The sequence below is a fragment of the Thalassotalea sp. SU-HH00458 genome (assembly GCF_040362795.1).
GTDB lineage: Bacteria > Pseudomonadota > Gammaproteobacteria > Enterobacterales > Alteromonadaceae > Thalassotalea_H > Thalassotalea_H castellviae.
In genome coordinates this window covers 250,773-267,379 of the sequence record NZ_BAABWW010000004.1, presented here as the reverse complement: position 1 = coordinate 267,379, position 16,607 = coordinate 250,773, and the positions used below count along the sequence as shown (strand labels likewise).

Annotated in this window: 11 protein-coding genes; 6 read left to right on the top strand and 5 right to left on the bottom strand. The window is 33.6% G+C overall.

Going from position 1 to position 16,607, the window contains the following annotated elements; genetic code table 11:
• Nucleotides 1-19 precede the first annotated feature (19 nt).
• Both ABXH06_RS08185 and ABXH06_RS08180 read left to right on the top strand, forming a co-directional pair.
• Nucleotides 20-1,045, top strand: a complete 1,026-nt coding sequence (locus ABXH06_RS08185; RefSeq protein ID WP_353517894.1) for a hypothetical protein — start codon at nt 20-22, stop codon at nt 1,043-1,045.
• A gap of 74 nt (nt 1,046-1,119) precedes the next feature.
• A complete protein-coding gene (locus ABXH06_RS08180; RefSeq protein ID WP_353517893.1) occupies nt 1,120-2,160 on the top strand; it encodes a FemAB family XrtA/PEP-CTERM system-associated protein in 1,041 nt (346 codons plus the stop codon).
• A 222-nt stretch (nt 2,161-2,382) separates the two neighbouring features.
• Here the strand turns inward: ABXH06_RS08180 and ABXH06_RS08175 are convergent, their stop codons facing one another.
• Nucleotides 2,383-3,522 carry a GNAT family N-acetyltransferase gene (locus ABXH06_RS08175; protein ID WP_353517892.1) on the bottom strand — a complete coding sequence of 380 codons (1,140 nt, stop codon included), beginning with the start codon at nt 3,520-3,522 and terminating at the stop codon, nt 2,383-2,385.
• A 131-nt stretch (nt 3,523-3,653) separates the two neighbouring features.
• Here ABXH06_RS08175 and ABXH06_RS08170 point away from each other — a divergent pair, with 131 nt between their 5' ends.
• From ABXH06_RS08170 to ABXH06_RS08155, 4 genes are all read left to right on the top strand, one after another.
• On the top strand, nt 3,654-4,745 hold the full coding sequence (locus ABXH06_RS08170; protein WP_353517891.1) for a glycosyltransferase: 1,092 nt from the start codon (nt 3,654-3,656) through the stop codon (nt 4,743-4,745).
• 1 nt (nt 4,746) lies between these two features.
• Nucleotides 4,747-7,026 carry a non-hydrolyzing UDP-N-acetylglucosamine 2-epimerase gene (gene wecB, locus ABXH06_RS08165; protein ID WP_353517890.1) on the top strand — a complete coding sequence of 760 codons (2,280 nt, stop codon included), beginning with the start codon at nt 4,747-4,749 and terminating at the stop codon, nt 7,024-7,026.
• Between the two features lie 104 nt (nt 7,027-7,130).
• A complete protein-coding gene (locus tag ABXH06_RS08160) occupies nt 7,131-7,985 on the top strand; it encodes a ThiF family adenylyltransferase (protein ID WP_353517889.1) in 855 nt (284 codons plus the stop codon).
• 147 nt (nt 7,986-8,132) lie between these two features.
• Nucleotides 8,133-9,173, top strand: coding sequence for a PEP-CTERM sorting domain-containing protein (locus ABXH06_RS08155; protein ID WP_353517888.1), 1,041 nt, complete (start codon nt 8,133-8,135; stop codon nt 9,171-9,173).
• A gap of 635 nt (nt 9,174-9,808) precedes the next feature.
• Here ABXH06_RS08155 and prsT read toward each other — a convergent pair.
• From prsT to tviB, 4 genes are all read right to left on the bottom strand, one after another.
• A complete protein-coding gene (gene prsT, locus ABXH06_RS08150) occupies nt 9,809-12,472 on the bottom strand; it encodes an XrtA/PEP-CTERM system TPR-repeat protein PrsT (protein WP_353517887.1) in 2,664 nt (887 codons plus the stop codon).
• A gap of 635 nt (nt 12,473-13,107) precedes the next feature.
• On the bottom strand, nt 13,108-13,941 hold the full coding sequence (locus ABXH06_RS08145; RefSeq protein WP_353517886.1) for a PEP-CTERM/exosortase system-associated acyltransferase: 834 nt from the start codon (nt 13,939-13,941) through the stop codon (nt 13,108-13,110).
• Between the two features lie 155 nt (nt 13,942-14,096).
• Nucleotides 14,097-15,119 carry an NAD-dependent epimerase/dehydratase family protein gene (locus ABXH06_RS08140; protein WP_353517885.1) on the bottom strand — a complete coding sequence of 341 codons (1,023 nt, stop codon included), beginning with the start codon at nt 15,117-15,119 and terminating at the stop codon, nt 14,097-14,099.
• A 36-nt stretch (nt 15,120-15,155) separates the two neighbouring features.
• Nucleotides 15,156-16,433, bottom strand: a complete 1,278-nt coding sequence (tviB, locus tag ABXH06_RS08135; protein WP_353517884.1) for a Vi polysaccharide biosynthesis UDP-N-acetylglucosamine C-6 dehydrogenase TviB — start codon at nt 16,431-16,433, stop codon at nt 15,156-15,158.
• Between the last annotated feature and the right edge of the window lie 174 nt (nt 16,434-16,607).

Genomic DNA, 16,607 nt, shown 5'->3' with positions numbered 1-16,607 from the left:
AAAATAAGGCAGGTTGTTAATGAGGTTTCTTACTTTTGTAATTTGTTTTTTTGCTAGTGCTCATCATTGTGTTGCAGAACATGTTTTTGTTGATGGTAATGAATTCTTTTCTTTACAAGAAGCAAAATTAGCGATTAAAGATGGCAGTAAAATTTATTTAAAATCAGGGGTATATACTGAAGGTCTTTACATTTCAGCCAATAATATTGAAATTATTGGAGAGGAAAATGTTATTTTTGATGATGCCGCTGTTGATGGAAAGGCGGCGCTCGTACTTTCAGGGAAAAATGTTTTAGTTGAGAGTATTGAATGTCGAAATATCTATGTTAAGGACTTAAATGGCGCTTGTATTCGTTTTGAAGGGGTTAATTTAACCGTCCGTGATTTATATGCTCATGATAGTCAGTCAGGAATAATGACAAGTCATAATTACGATGGTTTTTTACATGTAGAATTTTCTAAGTTTGAAAACTTAGGAGGAAAAGCTAGTGGCAGAGGCTACGCGCATGCGATTTATGCTAATGTGGGCGAGTTTATATTTAATTATTCTCAAGTATTAGCTACAGGAAAAGAAGGCAGTGGCTTGAAATCGCGGTCCAGAAAAACCGTTGTAAAAAATAGTGTTTTGGCTTCAATGGATGCAAAAGACAGTAGGTTAATAGATGTTGCTAATTATGGTGAATTGATAATACAAAACAGCATTTTACAGCAAGGTAATAATAGCTCAAACAGTCAGTTAATTGCTTACGGTTTAGAAGATAAAAAAAATGTATTTGCGGTTAACCGAATAAAAATCACGAATAATCTTTTTTTGTTAGATAGAGAAAAAGCAAATGTCATTATTGTTTATAAGCAAGCAAACACCGTTCAAATAGTTGATAATACTATGGTTGGGGATTTTTTATATCCTGATGAATTTAGTAAGAAAAACCCTTGGTATATCAGTCGTGAGAATGCGAAACTGCAAGCTTATCCATTTATACCTAAAATTTCAGAGCTTAAGCAACTTATTAGCTCTATAAGTCTAGTCGGAATAAGAGAATAGTTTGTGTTTTTTCTAGCAGCATTAATTCCGATACACTGTTATAAAAATAATAACAAATTTAGAGGTTTATAAAATTGAATATTACTGTCCATTCCATTACACCAGATGATTTTCTTCGTTGGGATGATTATGTTAATCAGCATGAATCAGCATCAGTTTATCATTTATCTGCATGGAAGCCGCTTATTGAAAAAACTTTTGGGCATTTATGTTTGTATTATTATGCAATGAATGAAAACGGTGAAATTTGTGGTATTTTACCTAGCGTTAATTTAAAGAGTCAGTTGTTTGGTAATTTTGTTGTGAGCATGCCTTTTTTTAATTATGGCGGTGCTCTTGCAGATGATAATAATATAGTCAATAAACTGAATGAGCATTTACAAACCCAAGCAGCATTATTAAATGTTAGTCATATTCAGTATAGGGAGTCAGTAGAGCGTACTGATAACGTATTGCCAGTCTCTACCAGTAAGGTAAATATGATATTACAACTACCTGAAACAGCGGAAGCACTTGGTAAATTGATTGGCTCTAAGAGGCGTTCACAAATTAAACGACCTATAAAGGAAGGGGTTAGTCATAAAATAGGTAACGCTGAATTGCTTGATGATTTCTATCAAGTGTTTTGTGAAAATATGCGAGATTTAGGTACGCCAGTATATGGAAAGGCTTTTTTTGTCAATATTTTAGAAACGTTTAAAACTAATTGTTCTATTTGTATTGTTTACTGGCAGGGTAAGCCAGTCTCGGCAGGTTTTTTAATTAGCTATAAAGAGCGAATGGAAATACCTTGGGCTAGCACGTTAAGTTATGCTAATCGTATATCTGTGAATATGTACTTGTATTGGCAAATATTGTCATATTCAATTGAAAGAGGTTGCACAGAGTTTGATTTTGGTCGTTCAACAATAGATGAAGGCACCTATCGCTTTAAGAAGCAATGGAAGTCAGAGCCGCAACAATGTTATTGGTATCATTGGGTGCCTGGGGGTGCCGAGCTACCTAATTTGTCCCCGAGCAATGCTAAATTTGATTTAGCCATTAAAATGTGGAAAAAACTGCCCTTGCCAATTGCCAATACACTAGGGCCATTTTTGGTTAAAAATTTACCTTAGGCTAGATATTACTATTTAGCCTAAAGTTTTTCCTGAAAGTTTTCGATTGTTATAGCTATCTGTTTTATATTTGAACCGCAAGTCCGTGAGGTTGAAAAGCAAAATAATGAAATGTTTCAAAAGGAGGTTTAGCTTTAGGTTCTCTTTCTGTTCTGTAAAACCATGCCATGTATTAAATTAACAATAATTTGGGGTGTTCAATAAATATTAATACTTGGGCATTTATTTGAAAAAAAGTTTGTATATTCTGTTTATTATTTTTTCAATTTTAAACTTAATAGCACTTCGTTGTAATGTTAATTTAAAATATTCATCTTTAGAGGTTGATAAAGACTTTTTATATCGTGAATCACCAGCAAGAAAGTCATAATAAGCCGTCTCCGACGATTTCTCAATTATCCAATTTATCATTAGAATATGTAATGTAATTCCCAGTTTAATTTTATTATCAATAATAGGTTTTAAATTGCTCAGATAAAAATAAAAACAATTTTGTTGTTGAAGTAAATATAGACAGCCTATTATTTCCTTGTTGAGGGAAAGTGTTGTTAAATATGTTTTAGCATTTGGATGTTCTTCTTGAATGCAAAGAGAATGAAAAGTCGTAAAAAAGTGGTTTTCAAAACCACTTGGGGTTTTTGTATTTTTCCATTTATTTATATGCCAAAATTGAGTTTTTTCAAGCACCTTTAACTGTTGTTCTTTTTCTTGAATTACATCAAATTTTATCTCTCCTATACTTTCTAATTCTTTTATACTCCGTCTAAATTGTTGTCTTGTATTTTTTGAAAGGCTATTTAAATATTGCTCTGTAGTAAGATCTTTATTTAGTGTGACTTTATAGCCAATATCTCGATTTTCTTTGATACATTGGTAATTAGAAAATGAAGGTAGTTCTTTAAATTCGCTTTTTTTTGAAACATTGACAATAAATTCGTCTACTTGATTTTGTTTAGATACTAAATGTTCCCACATTACATTTTTTATAAGTGTTTTATCTTTTTTTTGTATTAGGAAGTCATTATTTTCAATCCAAATTTGATCTTCTTTTTCGTCACCAGTACGATGAAGATACCATTGTTTACTTTTTAAGATGCAATGTCTGGTGGTCAGTTTTTCAACAAAAATACCGAGACCAACTATAGTGTTATTTTGTTGTGCGGTAACGAGTATGACAGTTTTGTTTTTACTGATTATATTTAACCAGCTTCCGATCCATTTCCAACTTAAGAAAAATGATGGTTTTGCACGCTTTTCAATTTTCATCCATGTTTTTTTAAGGCTAAGAAAATCATCCTGAAAAATTTGCTGTGTGTTAATTTGAATACTATTTTTAAGTGATTGTTTGTATTTTGAATTCAATTTATCAATCCGTTAAGTTAACATACTGGCTTTGGTGAAAAGTTCTATAGTGATAATGATTTACTGTATTGTGTTGCGATAGAGCATTATTGTAAAGTATATTCAATAAACCACAGGGTTAGATAGCATAAATGAGTAATCGTATTGTACATATTGTCTATAGCTTTGGCTGCGGTGGGTTGGAAAAAGTTATTGCTAATTTAATCACATATTCTACTCAATATGACGTTGAGCACATTATCGTTTCATTAACAGGTGATGTTACTATGAGAGAGCAAATCCCTTTACCTGTAAAAGTGATTATTTTGGATAAAAGAGCAGGTAATGATCTAATCAGTCATAAAAAGTTATATAAATTGCTCAAAGAATTACGACCGAAAGCAATAAATACTTATAACTTTGGTACTATTGAATATCATTTGACCGCTAAATTAGCCGGAGTACCTGTAAGAGTACATAGTGATCATGGACGTGGTGGAGACCATCCTCAAGGTAAAAACCAACTACATAATCTGTTTCGTAGGTTTGTAGCCAACTTCATAACCGAATATATCGTTGTTTCATATGATTTATATGAATGGGTCTGTAATTCCCTTAAGATAAATAATCGGAAGGTTACATTGATTTTTAATGGTGTTGATATCCCACTAAAACCGAAAAAAATCAATAAGAAATTTAATACTTATGTAACTGTTGGCAGATTAGATAGAATAAAAAATCAACAATTAATGATTGAGGCATTTGGTGAAGCAATTAATAAAGATGAGAATTTTTCAAATAATGTTTTGAATATTGTTGGTGATGGCCCTATTTATCACCAACTTGAAAGCCATATAAAGCGCTTAGGTTTGACTCAGTCGATTAAATTACTTGGGTATAGAGACAATATTACAGATATTTTAAATGAATCTGATGTATTTTTATTGTCTTCTGTTTATGAAGCAATGCCTATGACTATACTCGAGGCAATGGCTAATAAAACCCCTGTTATTTGTACAGATGTTGGTGGGATTTCTCAGTTTATTTCAGAAAAAGAAGCCTGGCTTATTGAATCGGAAAATAAGGAAGAGTTTTCGAATCAATTGCTGGAATTAGTCGAGCTAAATGAAAGAATTGAACAAAAGATTAATGCTGCATTTGACTTAGTTAAAAACCATTATAGTGTTGAGCAGATGGTTCAACATTATTTGAACAAATATCAACTTCAGAAGTTAGGAACTTAAAATGAAAATTGGAATCATTGTCGGCACGCGCCCTGAAATAATAAAAATGGCGCCAGTAATAAGGGAATGTGAGAAAAGAAAAATCGACTATTTTATCATTCATTCTAATCAACATTACTCTAAAGAGATGGACAGCATTTTCTTTGAAGAGTTACAACTTCCCACACCACATTATAACCTAGGTGTAGGCTCTGGCTTACACAGTAATCAAACAGGTAATATTCTGATAAAAATGGAGCCTATTTTATTAGAAGAAAAACCTGACGTTGTATTAGTTCAAGGCGATACAAATACAGTTTTAGCCGGTGCTTTAGCTGCATCGAAATTAAACATTAAAGTCGGTCATATTGAAGCTGGTTTACGTAGTTATGATAAATCAATGCCGGAAGAAACAAACCGAATAATGACAGATCATATTAGTGAATATCTATTCGCCGTTGGTCCAAATCAAGAACGTATCTTAAAAGCTGAAGGCATTGATTCTTCAAAAATTCATACTGTGGGCAATACAGTTTCAGACTCTTTGTTCCAACATTTAGAGATTTCCGCACAAAAAAGTCAAATACTGTCCGAGTTAAACCTAACAGCAGGTGAATACTTTCTTGTAACGGCACATCGTGCATCAAATGTTGATATTGCATCAAATTTATTAGAGTTATTGAATTTATTTGAGCAAATGCATCAAAACTATACAGGTACTATCGTTTGGCCAATTCACCCTAGAACACAGTCTAAATTAATAGAATTTAATATTGAACTGCCTAGATATTTACAGTTAATTCCACCGGTTGGCTATCTCGATTTTATTCAATTGCAAAAGCATGCCAAATTAATTTTAACTGACTCAGGCGGCATCCAAGAAGAAGCCTGTTTACTGGGTGTGCCAAGTTTAACATTACGTGAAAATACTGAACGCCCTGAAGCGGTGGAGGCTGGAGCCAGTGAACTTGTTGGTCGTAATGCAGATAAAGCCGTTGCAGCAGCTAAACAATGGTTAAGCAAAGACAGTTATTCATGGGTAAATCCATTTGGTGATGGTCACGTTGCTGAATACATTTTAGATATCATTGAAGGCAAAAATAAACCAGCTGAAATAACGCAAATCATTGCTAAAAACGAAACGATTGCAGTAATCGGCATGGGTTATATGGGGTTACCTATTGCTAGTTTATTAGCGCAAGCCGGTTATTCCGTCACTGGCGTAGATCTAAACCAAGCTAAAGTCGACAGTATTAATAACGCGATTTGTCCTTTTGATGAAATTGGCTTACCAGAGTTAATTAATAATGTTGTTACACAAGGTTTTTTAAAGGCCTCTATCGATATTCCATCAAGTGATACTTACCTAGTGGCGGTGCCAACTCCCCACAAAGACAATCGTTGTGATCGGAGCTATGTGTTCGCCGCTGCCGATGCTATTGCGAAAGTAGCAAAAGACGGTCAAACGGTGATAATAGAATCGACGATATCTCCGCAAACAAGTTTAGCAGTAGCAAAACGTTTTCAAGCATTAAACTTAAAGATTGATGTAGTACATTGTCCAGAACGTGCAATCCCAGGCCAAACCTTGCATGAGCTAGTTAATAATGACCGAATTATCGGTGCTTCAAACGAGTTAGCTCAACAGAAAGTCAAAACAATTTACCAGAGCTTCGTCAATGGGGAAGTGTTCTTAACAGACTTAACCACTGCAGAATGCATTAAATTGGTTGAAAACACTTCTCGTGATGTGGGTATCGCTTTTGCGAACGAATTAGCAGAAATTTGTGAAGAACTTAATGTAGATGTTTATGAAGTGATTAAACTTGCCAATAAACATCCTCGTGTAAATGTATTAACCCCAGGACCAGGCGTAGGTGGTCACTGTATTCCAATTGACCCATGGTTCTTAGTTGAAAATACTCAAAACGGTGATTTAGTTAGATTATCTAGAAGTATCAATGATAAACGCCCACTAAATATAGCGATTAAAGTAGATGAGATAGCAAAAACACAAGGCGTGATAAAAATTGGTTTACTTGGTGTGGCTTATAAACCTAATGTCGACGATTGTCGAGAAACGCCTGCAGAGCCAATATATCAAGCACTAAAACACTTAGGGTATGATATCTGCTATCACGATCCTCATGTTGCACAGTGGGATTGTCCTCGTGTTAATACCCTAGAAGAAATGGATAACTGGGCTGACTATCAAGTATTAATTACTGCACATAATGAATATAAAGATATTCAACCAAACAGTACATTATTCGATGCTTGTGGATTATTAAAATCACAATGATAAACCAGCCAAAGGCCAATATTAATATTGGCCTTTTTTATTATTTTCAAATAATTGCATTATACTTAGCTCACTTATATCTAAAGATAAAATGGATATCTCGCATGTTTGACTACGATAAAGCATTTTCCAGAAACATAGGCTGGGTGACAAATGAAGAACAACAAAGCTTACGAAATAAAAGAGTTGCTATAGCCGGTGCAGGAGGTGTTGGCGGAGTTCATCTTTTAACGCTTGCACGTTTAGGCATAGCTAATTTTAACATTTCTGATTTTGACGATTTCGAAGTACATAACTTTAATCGACAATCAGGGGCCTTTATTTCAACATTAGGTGAGCAAAAAGTTGATGTCATGGAGCGTATGGCCAAAGATATTAATCCTGATGCCGATATTAAATCATTCCCCGAAGGTATTTACTCTCATAATGTGGATGATTTTTTAGATGGCGTGGACTTATATGTTGATGCGCTTGATTTTTTTGCTTTAGACGCGCGAAAAACTGTTTTTCAAAAGTGTTATGAAAAAAACATACCGGTTGTCACTGCTGCTCCTTTAGGTATGGGATGTGCATTTCTCTGCTTCATGCCAGGTAAAATGTCTTACGAAGAGTATTTTCGGTTTAAAGATAAATCAACAGAAGATGAGCAGCTCATTCAATTCTTGATAGGCCTATCTCCCGCTATGTTACAGCGCTCTTATTTGGTTGACGAAACTCGAGTTAGTTTTAAACAAAAAAAAGGGCCTTCAACGCCTATGGCAGTCAATTTATGTGCAGGTATTGCTGGGACTTATGCCTTGAAGATTTTACTTAATAGAGGCGACGTACTTTGCGCACCACACGGATTGCACTTTGATGCATACAGAAATAAGTTCGTTAAAACATGGCGGCCTTTTGGAAATAGAAGCATTATAGCGAAAATCATGTTTAAAATAGCAAAGAGAATTGTAATGAAGTAAGTGTCTATATTTTTTACAGTATATAAGCTCAAATAAAATCACCACTTAAAATAGTTTCTAAAAACAATGACTTAAAAAGTTGGCATGACTGATGCTTTGTTTTCGATAGTTAATATAACGGTTAAATCTCAAATTAAGGGTAAAGACATGAAAGGATTATTCAAAATAAGCAGTATTGCAGCATTACTATTAAGTAGCTCAGTATTTGCAACAGAAATTACTATTGATATTGATACAGATGCAGATCCATCTAATGGCTTCAATATTGACGAGTTTGTATCAGATACGTTTGATGCTACATCATATTATATAGATGAAGATGGCTCTGGCTTTGTTGATAATGGTGAATTTGTATTTGATTTCGGATTAGGCGTAGATATTGTTGGATTTGCCCCAGGTGCATATCCTGCTGGGTACGGAACTGATTGGATATTTCAAGCGGATTATCTAATCTATGGTAACGCGATAGTTACTGAAAACGGTGCAGGAACTACTCCTAATGGTGCTTATGATGATTTTGGTTCTACTACTCAAAATCACCCTATCTTTGGCGATGTAGATGTACCTAATGAGCAGCTTTCTGCAAACATCCTTGACGGTTTATTGAATCTTTTTGTAGTAGACGTTCACACCGGCAATCAACAATTAGCACAAAGCTTCACTGTATCAAGTTTAACCCAAGGTTCTGGAGTTGTATTAGATATGGCTCTTGAAGGTCTTTGGGCAATTGATGATATGTTTTATGCTAACGGCACAGAACTTAACGATGCTATAAGTGGTGGTGCTAATTGGAACGGTGTTTTAAAAAGTCAACTTCACTTAGATGGTGACAATTATCCTATCCCTGGTCAATGGACAGAGAATGGTGGAATTGCAGATGGCGACCCTCTTGCGTACTATGGTCAAAATACACAAGAAATTACACAAGCAGCTAATGATTGTCCTGACGGTAACTTTGGTTGTGGTTCAGGTATCCCTTTCAGTCCTGTAACTGAAAAATGGCGTGAAGTTCGTGACACAATTAGAGCGGCTGGTAAAGATGGTCAAGGTAATCACTATGATATTCTTGCTCGTACAACCGAACTAGGTTCTCGTTTAACACAAAACGTACCAGAACCAACTTCTATAGCAGTTTTAGCGTTAGGTCTTTTAGGTCTAGCAAGTGCTAAAAGAAGAAAAACTAGCTAATAAAATTAGCATGAAGTTTTGTAAAATGCCGTTTACGTTAAGTGAACGGCATTTTACATTTTGAATTCAATATTTAAATCACTCTTTACAACTACCCTTCCAATTCTTATATAAATCTTTATTAATATAATTAAACTTGCATATATCAAAGTAATTTTATTAGAGTCATACTAACTATTAAAAAATTCAAAAGTATCATTTTTCGAAAACCACATAAAATTAATATCAAATGTTGACTTCTCTATTAATTTGTAGGTTTAGCAAAAAGAAATACTGAAGATTTAACATATATTTGTACGTTTAAATTTCGATGATTTTTGTCACTATATTATTCTCAAGTGATAAGGCTAAAAAGTTCGGGCGTGGGTTTATCACAGAAGATAAAAATATAAATAAAGCCCTATAGGCTAGAAGACAATTTACAAGCTGATTTTTGAAGTGATTAAAAAAACTATTGATAAATGTCATATATTTAAGTGTCGCATCGTAAAGGCCTAAATAGGTTTTAGGTGCAATCAACTTCAGAAATTAAGTGGAAAAAGAAATATTACTAATATTTATAACATGAGTTTAATTGATGATTAGATAGAAAAAGCCAAATAATTAACATACTTGGCTTTGCTAATATTATTAAATTATTTAGTTATATTTCTATAATGTGCTTCTATTTCGGAATTAGTTGGATCCAATTGGTGTGCTTTACGAAATAAGTCTATACTTTCATTTTTTTTGCCAAGTTGAACCTTTATCATACCTGCGGTATCTAAAATAGCTGGGGTATTTGGTGCGATTTCAATAGCTCTCTCAATAAGAGCTTCTGCTTTAGTATATTGCTTTTCTTCAAAAAGTATCCAAGCTAAATTGTTTATCGCAATAATATTTTTAGGATGATTATCTACTATTTTATTATAATGATATATTGCACGCTCTCTATCAATTTTTGTTAGGTACATAGCTAAAAACATTTGTGATGATAAGTCAGCTTCATTTTCTACCAAATGTTTTTCCATAAATGCAGTTCCTACGTCGAACTTTTTCAAACTATAATATGCTGCAGTTATAAATACTGCATATTTAGGCTCTGAATAAACATCATAATAGGCTTTAAGGTTTTCAATAGCGTTTATACTAGCCCCCTTACTCAGTAATAACCTCCCATAGAGTCCTTTGTATCTAGCAGATGACTGTTGTTTTTTAGTAAAGGTGCTTAATAAAGTTTCTGCACTTTCATAAGCTTTACCATCTAGCAGTAACTTAACTTTCATCAACTTGAGTGATGTTGATTGCTCATTTCTTTTCAGTCCATTATTAACCACATCTAAAACATCGTTATTTTTCAAACGTTCAAGCGTTAATGAAAGTGTTAACCAAGACTTATCATTAAAAGGCTCATATTTAGTCCATAGAGTGAAGAATTCAATTGCTTCTTTAACTTTATTTAAACGTAAGTAACTTTCTCCAACAAAAAGCCAATAGTTAAGGTCGTAATTATTACCTTTTTCTGGAGGGGTCTCAGCTAATAGAGCAATGACCTCACTATATTTTTTATTTATAAACAAAGCTTTAGAATATAATAATGTTAAGTGAGGATCAAATGGTCTACGTTTCATACTTTCAGCTATGGGCTTTAAAGAGTTATCACTATTACCAGACTTAACACTTAACTCTAAATGTGTAGCCAATAGTGATATATTGTCAGGGCTTTTTTCTAGCGCCTTCTCAATATATATAATTGCCTCTCCAATATCCCCTCTATTTTCTGCTAATTCACTTTCATACAGAAAATACGATACATTACTAGAATTAATATTTCCTGCTTTTAAGTAATACTTTAATGCATTTTCAGAACTACCTGTTTTTCGATAGATACTTGCTATAAGTAAATTACTAAGTAAATCTTCAGGCTTAGCTTCTACTAATTTTTTTGCAGCTAATATTGCATTATCATAATCACCTTCTCGAACAAGAGTGGTTATATGAAAAATATTTACAGTCATATTTTCTGGACTGTCAATTAGTACACGATCTAATTCATCATCGGCTCCTGGCATATCAAACACTTTTTTCAAAACGGCATGTTTATCAATAAGTGAGGTGTTTAAATCCTTAACTTTACTCACATGCTTAAATATTTGCTTTGCTTCATTTTTTTTACCAATCTTTAGTAATTCAATACTGGTCAAAGTTAAAATTTTTGCATCTTCTTGAGTTAACTCAGCTATACTTGCTAAAGCTTGCTTATTTTTATCAGAGTAACTCAGAATTAAGCTAAGTGATTGAGTAAGTTTATAAATTGGATGTTGTGTATCAAATTGATCACTTAAACTATTTAAATAATTATACGCAGATTCATATTTCCCCAGTTGATAAGCACTAATACCGGCCATCAATTTACTTTCAGAATCATTCAAACCATTTTGAATTGATTTATCCAAATGTAATTTCGCCAATTCATAGTCGGATAAATAATAACGACTTATTCCTTTTATCTTATTACCTAATGCATGATCTGGAGCCAAACTTAATATCGGTAAAATTTGTTCTTCTGCCCCTGAATAATTACGATTTTTTAACATTGCTTGTGCAATAATAAAGTTAACTCTGAAATCAGAAGGTTGAATGGTTTTATATTTATTTAAGGTCTCAATTGCATCATAATAATTTTCTTCCATGTACTGTAATTGACCTAATAAAAAAATGGCTTCAGAAAAATCATCATTTTGATTCAGCACTTCTTCTAAAACTTGAGTTGCTGCAGATAAATTGCTCTGATGTAATTCAAAATAAGCCTTGCCAAGCCTCTTGTATATACTATCACTAGAAATATCAAGTGCCTTTTCTAATGATATTTTAGCGTTGACATCATTTTTTTGTTCCATAAAAGCAATGGAAGAATATATATATACAACAACTTGATTTTCAGAGCTGAATTCTTTAATACGATTTTCCATCTCAATCAATTCATCATTTTTTCCTTGCATGTACATTGACTTCAGTAATTGAGGAATTATTAGCCGCTCATTTCCATTTAATTCTAAAGATAAAGCAAGCTCTTTTTGAGCTGATGCTGCTTCACCTGATTTTAAATATAATGAACCAAGTAGAAATCTAACTTTAGGGTGTCTGGGGTCCAATCGTACAGCATTTTTTAACTCTACAATGGCCGAAGAAACCTGATGTTTTTCAACATATTCTTCTGCGGAGAGAATGTAATCATCAACTGTTTTATTTTGTGAGCAACCATTTAATATAAAGATCAATAAAAGTATGATCAAAAAGTATATGTTATTTATTTTCATTTTATTTTCCATGTTAATTATAACTTTGAAATATCGATAGAGGTTTAAGCATCAAATACATCACATAAGTCATTAAATTTGTATGAAGCAAATAGATTTTATAACAATTATGCCTATTATCTATGATACAGATGTTTGCCTATTCTTGTAATTCTTCAACTTTAGCACATTTCCAACTTTGAGCGTGTAGTTCATGAAACTTCACTTCTACACCTGAATTTATAAGATGTCTAAAGATAGATTTCATTGATGTTTATCTACAATTATCTAGTTTCATTTTATTTGCAACATTTAATATTCTTATTAGTGGGGACTGATCTATTTTAAAACCTTTCAAGTAATTTGTTAGTGACAATAATGGGTCTTTGGTCGTTAACTTTTCGAGCAGGGAAGATATATACACCAACATTAAGTTCTTAACAAACTTCTGCTGATTCACTCGCAGGAAACACTGATTATTATTTAACAAGTCATTAAAGTATAACCGAGAATTGCACGTTTTCGGAAAACCGTATCCATATGAATAATTTCAGGAAGATCCGACAATAATGCAAATTTGCATTAATAAAAACCTTAAGAATAATTGAGAGAATAGAGCAAAAGTAAATTATTGCAATAGTTTGAGTGCCCTACAACTATTCTTTCTCTGAATTATCTTTGTCTGGCAGTTGTGATTTGAGATCATCTCGGATTGATTGATAAAGTGAGATAAAACCTGGGGATAAGTTTTCTATAAAAATATGTGGATTAATGTAATAAGGTGCTCTTTTGCCATGATATTCAATCGCATCGCCAATTTGGATAAACTTAATACCGACAAATTTCATGCTTCTTGCTAATCGAGGTTCCATCATTACATAAACATGATTAATACCTGTATCAATAGCCATGGTAGCTGCGGCCATATATAAACCGATAGCAATAAAAGGAAAACAACGTAATTCAGTTTCTGAGTAGGTGACTTCACTGATTGCACCGACGGCAGAACCTTTAAAATTATCTGTTGCACGACGACGAAAATCTGACTTAACGGCTAATCGAGATATCTCGCAAATTTCGTTGCGTTTAAAGTTTTTAGGGTGTAGTGATTCATCTTGGATGGATGCTAAACAATACTTTTCAATCGGTAATAATTCGTTTTTATTTTGTGCTCTTACTACTCTGACACAACTAGTGTATACATTCGATGGTTTGTGTTTAATCATGGTAAAAATAGATTGATCATCAAACTCATCCTTTTCTTTCCCTTCCTCTTTAATTTCTTCGAACGCTAATTCCTCGCAATACACATTGTGGCGAATTTTAAATACTTGGTCTCTTAATGCTTGAGTATTTGCAAGTTCGGGCTGCAAAAACTTAGTAAAATGTTCGGCAATGCTTTTAGCGTCGTGATTTACTTTCATCGACACCAATTTCTTAGTGACGTCACCAACCATTGGAGTATTCAGTAGTTTCTTTGTCCAGCCCATATTTATAACTCTTAAAATTAATCAATTAAATTTCTATGAATCCATTCTATATAATTATGATTCTAAACAAGAAATATTAATCCAGAATATATTGTTTAGTTAAAGTATAGGATAGTTTTGTTTTATTTATAAAACGAAAATATTTTTATGAATGATTAATTTACATTTTTCAAATACCAAGGCATTGCTTCAGATATTCCGTCTTGAATTCGGTGACTTGGTGCATAACCTAAATTCTTTATTGCTTTTGAAACATCGGCTTGAGAATGACGGACATCTCCGGCACGAAAATCTCGATATTCAGCATCTTGTTCAACATTGACATCACTTGCGATTAAAGCCGATTTAATTGAACTAAATAAATCATTAAGTGTGGTTCTATCACCAACTGCCACGTTATAAACGTGCGCTTTTGCATCGTCTTGTGCTGTTGCAGCTAAAATATTCATTTGTACTGTGTTTTCGATATAGCAAAAATCTCGACTTGTTAAACCGTCGCCATTTATAAAAACTTGTTCACCTTTGATCATAGCTGCAGTCCACTTGGGGATAACTGCTGCATAAGCTCCATCTGGATCTTGACGACGACCAAAGACATTAAAGTAACGTAACCCTATACATTTAAAACCATAAGTTCTTGAATACACATCGGCATATAATTCATTTACATATTTAGTCACTGCATAAGGTGATAACGGGTTGCCAATATTTTCTTCTACTTTTGGTAGTGCGGGATGATCGCCATAAGTTGAACTACTGGCGGCATAAACAAAACTTGCAACATTGTTTTGCTTAGCGGCTTCAAGCATATTTAAAAAACCAGTGATGTTTGCTGAGTTAGTTGTGATTGGATCTGCAATTGACCGTGGTACTGAACCTAATGCGGCTTGATGTAACACATAATCAACATCCTTGCTTGCTTTTATACAAGTATCAAAATCGCGAATATCACCTTCAATAAAGCTAAATGTCTGCCACTGGTTTTCTGTAACCAAACTTTTAACTTCATCGAGGTTTTGTTGATAGCCAGTGGCAAAGTTGTCTAAACCAATGACAGTTTGATTGAGTTTCAACAACATTTCTAATAGGTTAGAACCAATAAAGCCGGCAACGCCCGTTACTAACCATGTTTTAGGGGTATTAATTAACTCTGTTTTTACTTGTTCAAATTTTGACACGAGATCTTCCTGTAATTTTTATATGGTATCGATCCACTATAAACGCATATCGACATTGTTTTTATCAAGTACGCATTTTAAATCATATAAAACATGGCTATCTTTACCATAAGCTTTTATAGCATCTATGCCTAAGGCTTTAAATTGATCGTGAGCAACCGCTAAAATGATAGCATCGTAATTGTTGTTTTTGGGTTCAGCAATAAGTGAAACACCATACTCATGCATGGCTTCTTCGCTAGCGCATAGCGGGTCAACAATATCGACATTAACATTGTATTCTTTTAATTCATGAACAATATCTATGACTTTAGTGTTTCGTAAATCAGGACAATTTTCTTTAAAAGTCAACCCCATTACTAATACGTTTGCTTGGTCAACTTGGATACGTTTTTGCAACATGCCTTTTACGAGTTGCGAGACAACATATTGACCCATACCGTCATTTAAGCGACGGCCAGCTAAAATCATTTCAGGATGATAACCAACCGATTGTGCTTTATGTGTTAGGTAATAGGGATCTACACCAATACAGTGACCGCCAACTAAACCTGGACGGAATGGCAAAAAGTTCCATTTGGTTCCGGCTGCTTCTAATACTTCAATGGTATCAATATTGAGGCGATTAAAAATGATTGAAAGCTCGTTGATGAGGGCAATATTGACATCGCGTTGGGTATTTTCAATTACTTTTGCAGCTTCAGCCACTTTGATTGAGGATGCTTTATAAGTTCCCGCTGTAATGATTGAGCGATATAGCGCATCTACTTTTTCTGCAATTTCAGGTGTTGACCCAGAAGTAACTTTTAAAATGGACGGCAATCGGTGGGTTTTATCACCAGGATTTATCCGTTCAGGAGAATAACCGACGAAAAAATCTTGGTTAAATGTAAGCCCTGAAACTTGTTCTAAAATAGGAACACAAGCTTCTTCGGTTGCACCAGGGTAAACGGTCGATTCATAAATGACGATAGAATTTTGGGTGATTACTTTGCCGAGTAATTCTGACGCTTTTTTTAGTGGTGTTAAATCAGGTTGTTTATGTTCATCAATAGGTGTAGGAACGGTCACAATATAATAATCACAACCTGTGATGTCAGCAGGTTCACTTGAACAACTTAGAAAAGTTGCTTCACTGAGTTCAGCAGAATCAACTTCTAAGGTGCGATCATAACCTTCATTAAGTTCTGTTACTCTTGATTGGTTAATATCAAAACCAATAGTTTGAAATTTTTTACCAAACTCAACTGCTAATGGTAATCCTACATACCCAAGACCAATCACTGCAACCTTTGCACTTACTAACTGTCCCATAACCTAATCCTAAATCAATTTTTAGTTAAACTATTCTTGTTTCGCTAATTTTTTCGACTATTCAAAATACTAACATCACTTTTATTGTATCGATAATACAGAAAATTAACTAGATATAACTACTAATAGATTTCTAGCTTTAAGGTTTAACTCTCTTGGTAAAAGTCGAGGGGG

What these genes read in the sequence shown, in the direction of transcription:
- ABXH06_RS08185 (WP_353517894.1), top strand. Translation starts at nt 20, where the DNA reads ATGAGGTTTCTTACTTTTGTAATTTGTTTTTTTGCTAGTGCTCATCAT.
- ABXH06_RS08170 (WP_353517891.1), top strand. Translation starts at nt 3,654, where the DNA reads ATGAGTAATCGTATTGTACATATTGTCTATAGCTTTGGCTGCGGTGGG.
- wecB (WP_353517890.1), top strand. Translation starts at nt 4,747, where the DNA reads ATGAAAATTGGAATCATTGTCGGCACGCGCCCTGAAATAATAAAAATG.
- ABXH06_RS08160 (WP_353517889.1), top strand. Translation starts at nt 7,131, where the DNA reads ATGTTTGACTACGATAAAGCATTTTCCAGAAACATAGGCTGGGTGACA.
- ABXH06_RS08155 (WP_353517888.1), top strand. Translation starts at nt 8,133, where the DNA reads ATGAAAGGATTATTCAAAATAAGCAGTATTGCAGCATTACTATTAAGT.
- prsT (WP_353517887.1), bottom strand. Translation starts at nt 12,472, where the DNA reads ATGAAAATAAATAACATATACTTTTTGATCATACTTTTATTGATCTTT.
- ABXH06_RS08145 (WP_353517886.1), bottom strand. Translation starts at nt 13,941, where the DNA reads ATGGGCTGGACAAAGAAACTACTGAATACTCCAATGGTTGGTGACGTC.
- tviB (WP_353517884.1), bottom strand. Translation starts at nt 16,433, where the DNA reads ATGGGACAGTTAGTAAGTGCAAAGGTTGCAGTGATTGGTCTTGGGTAT.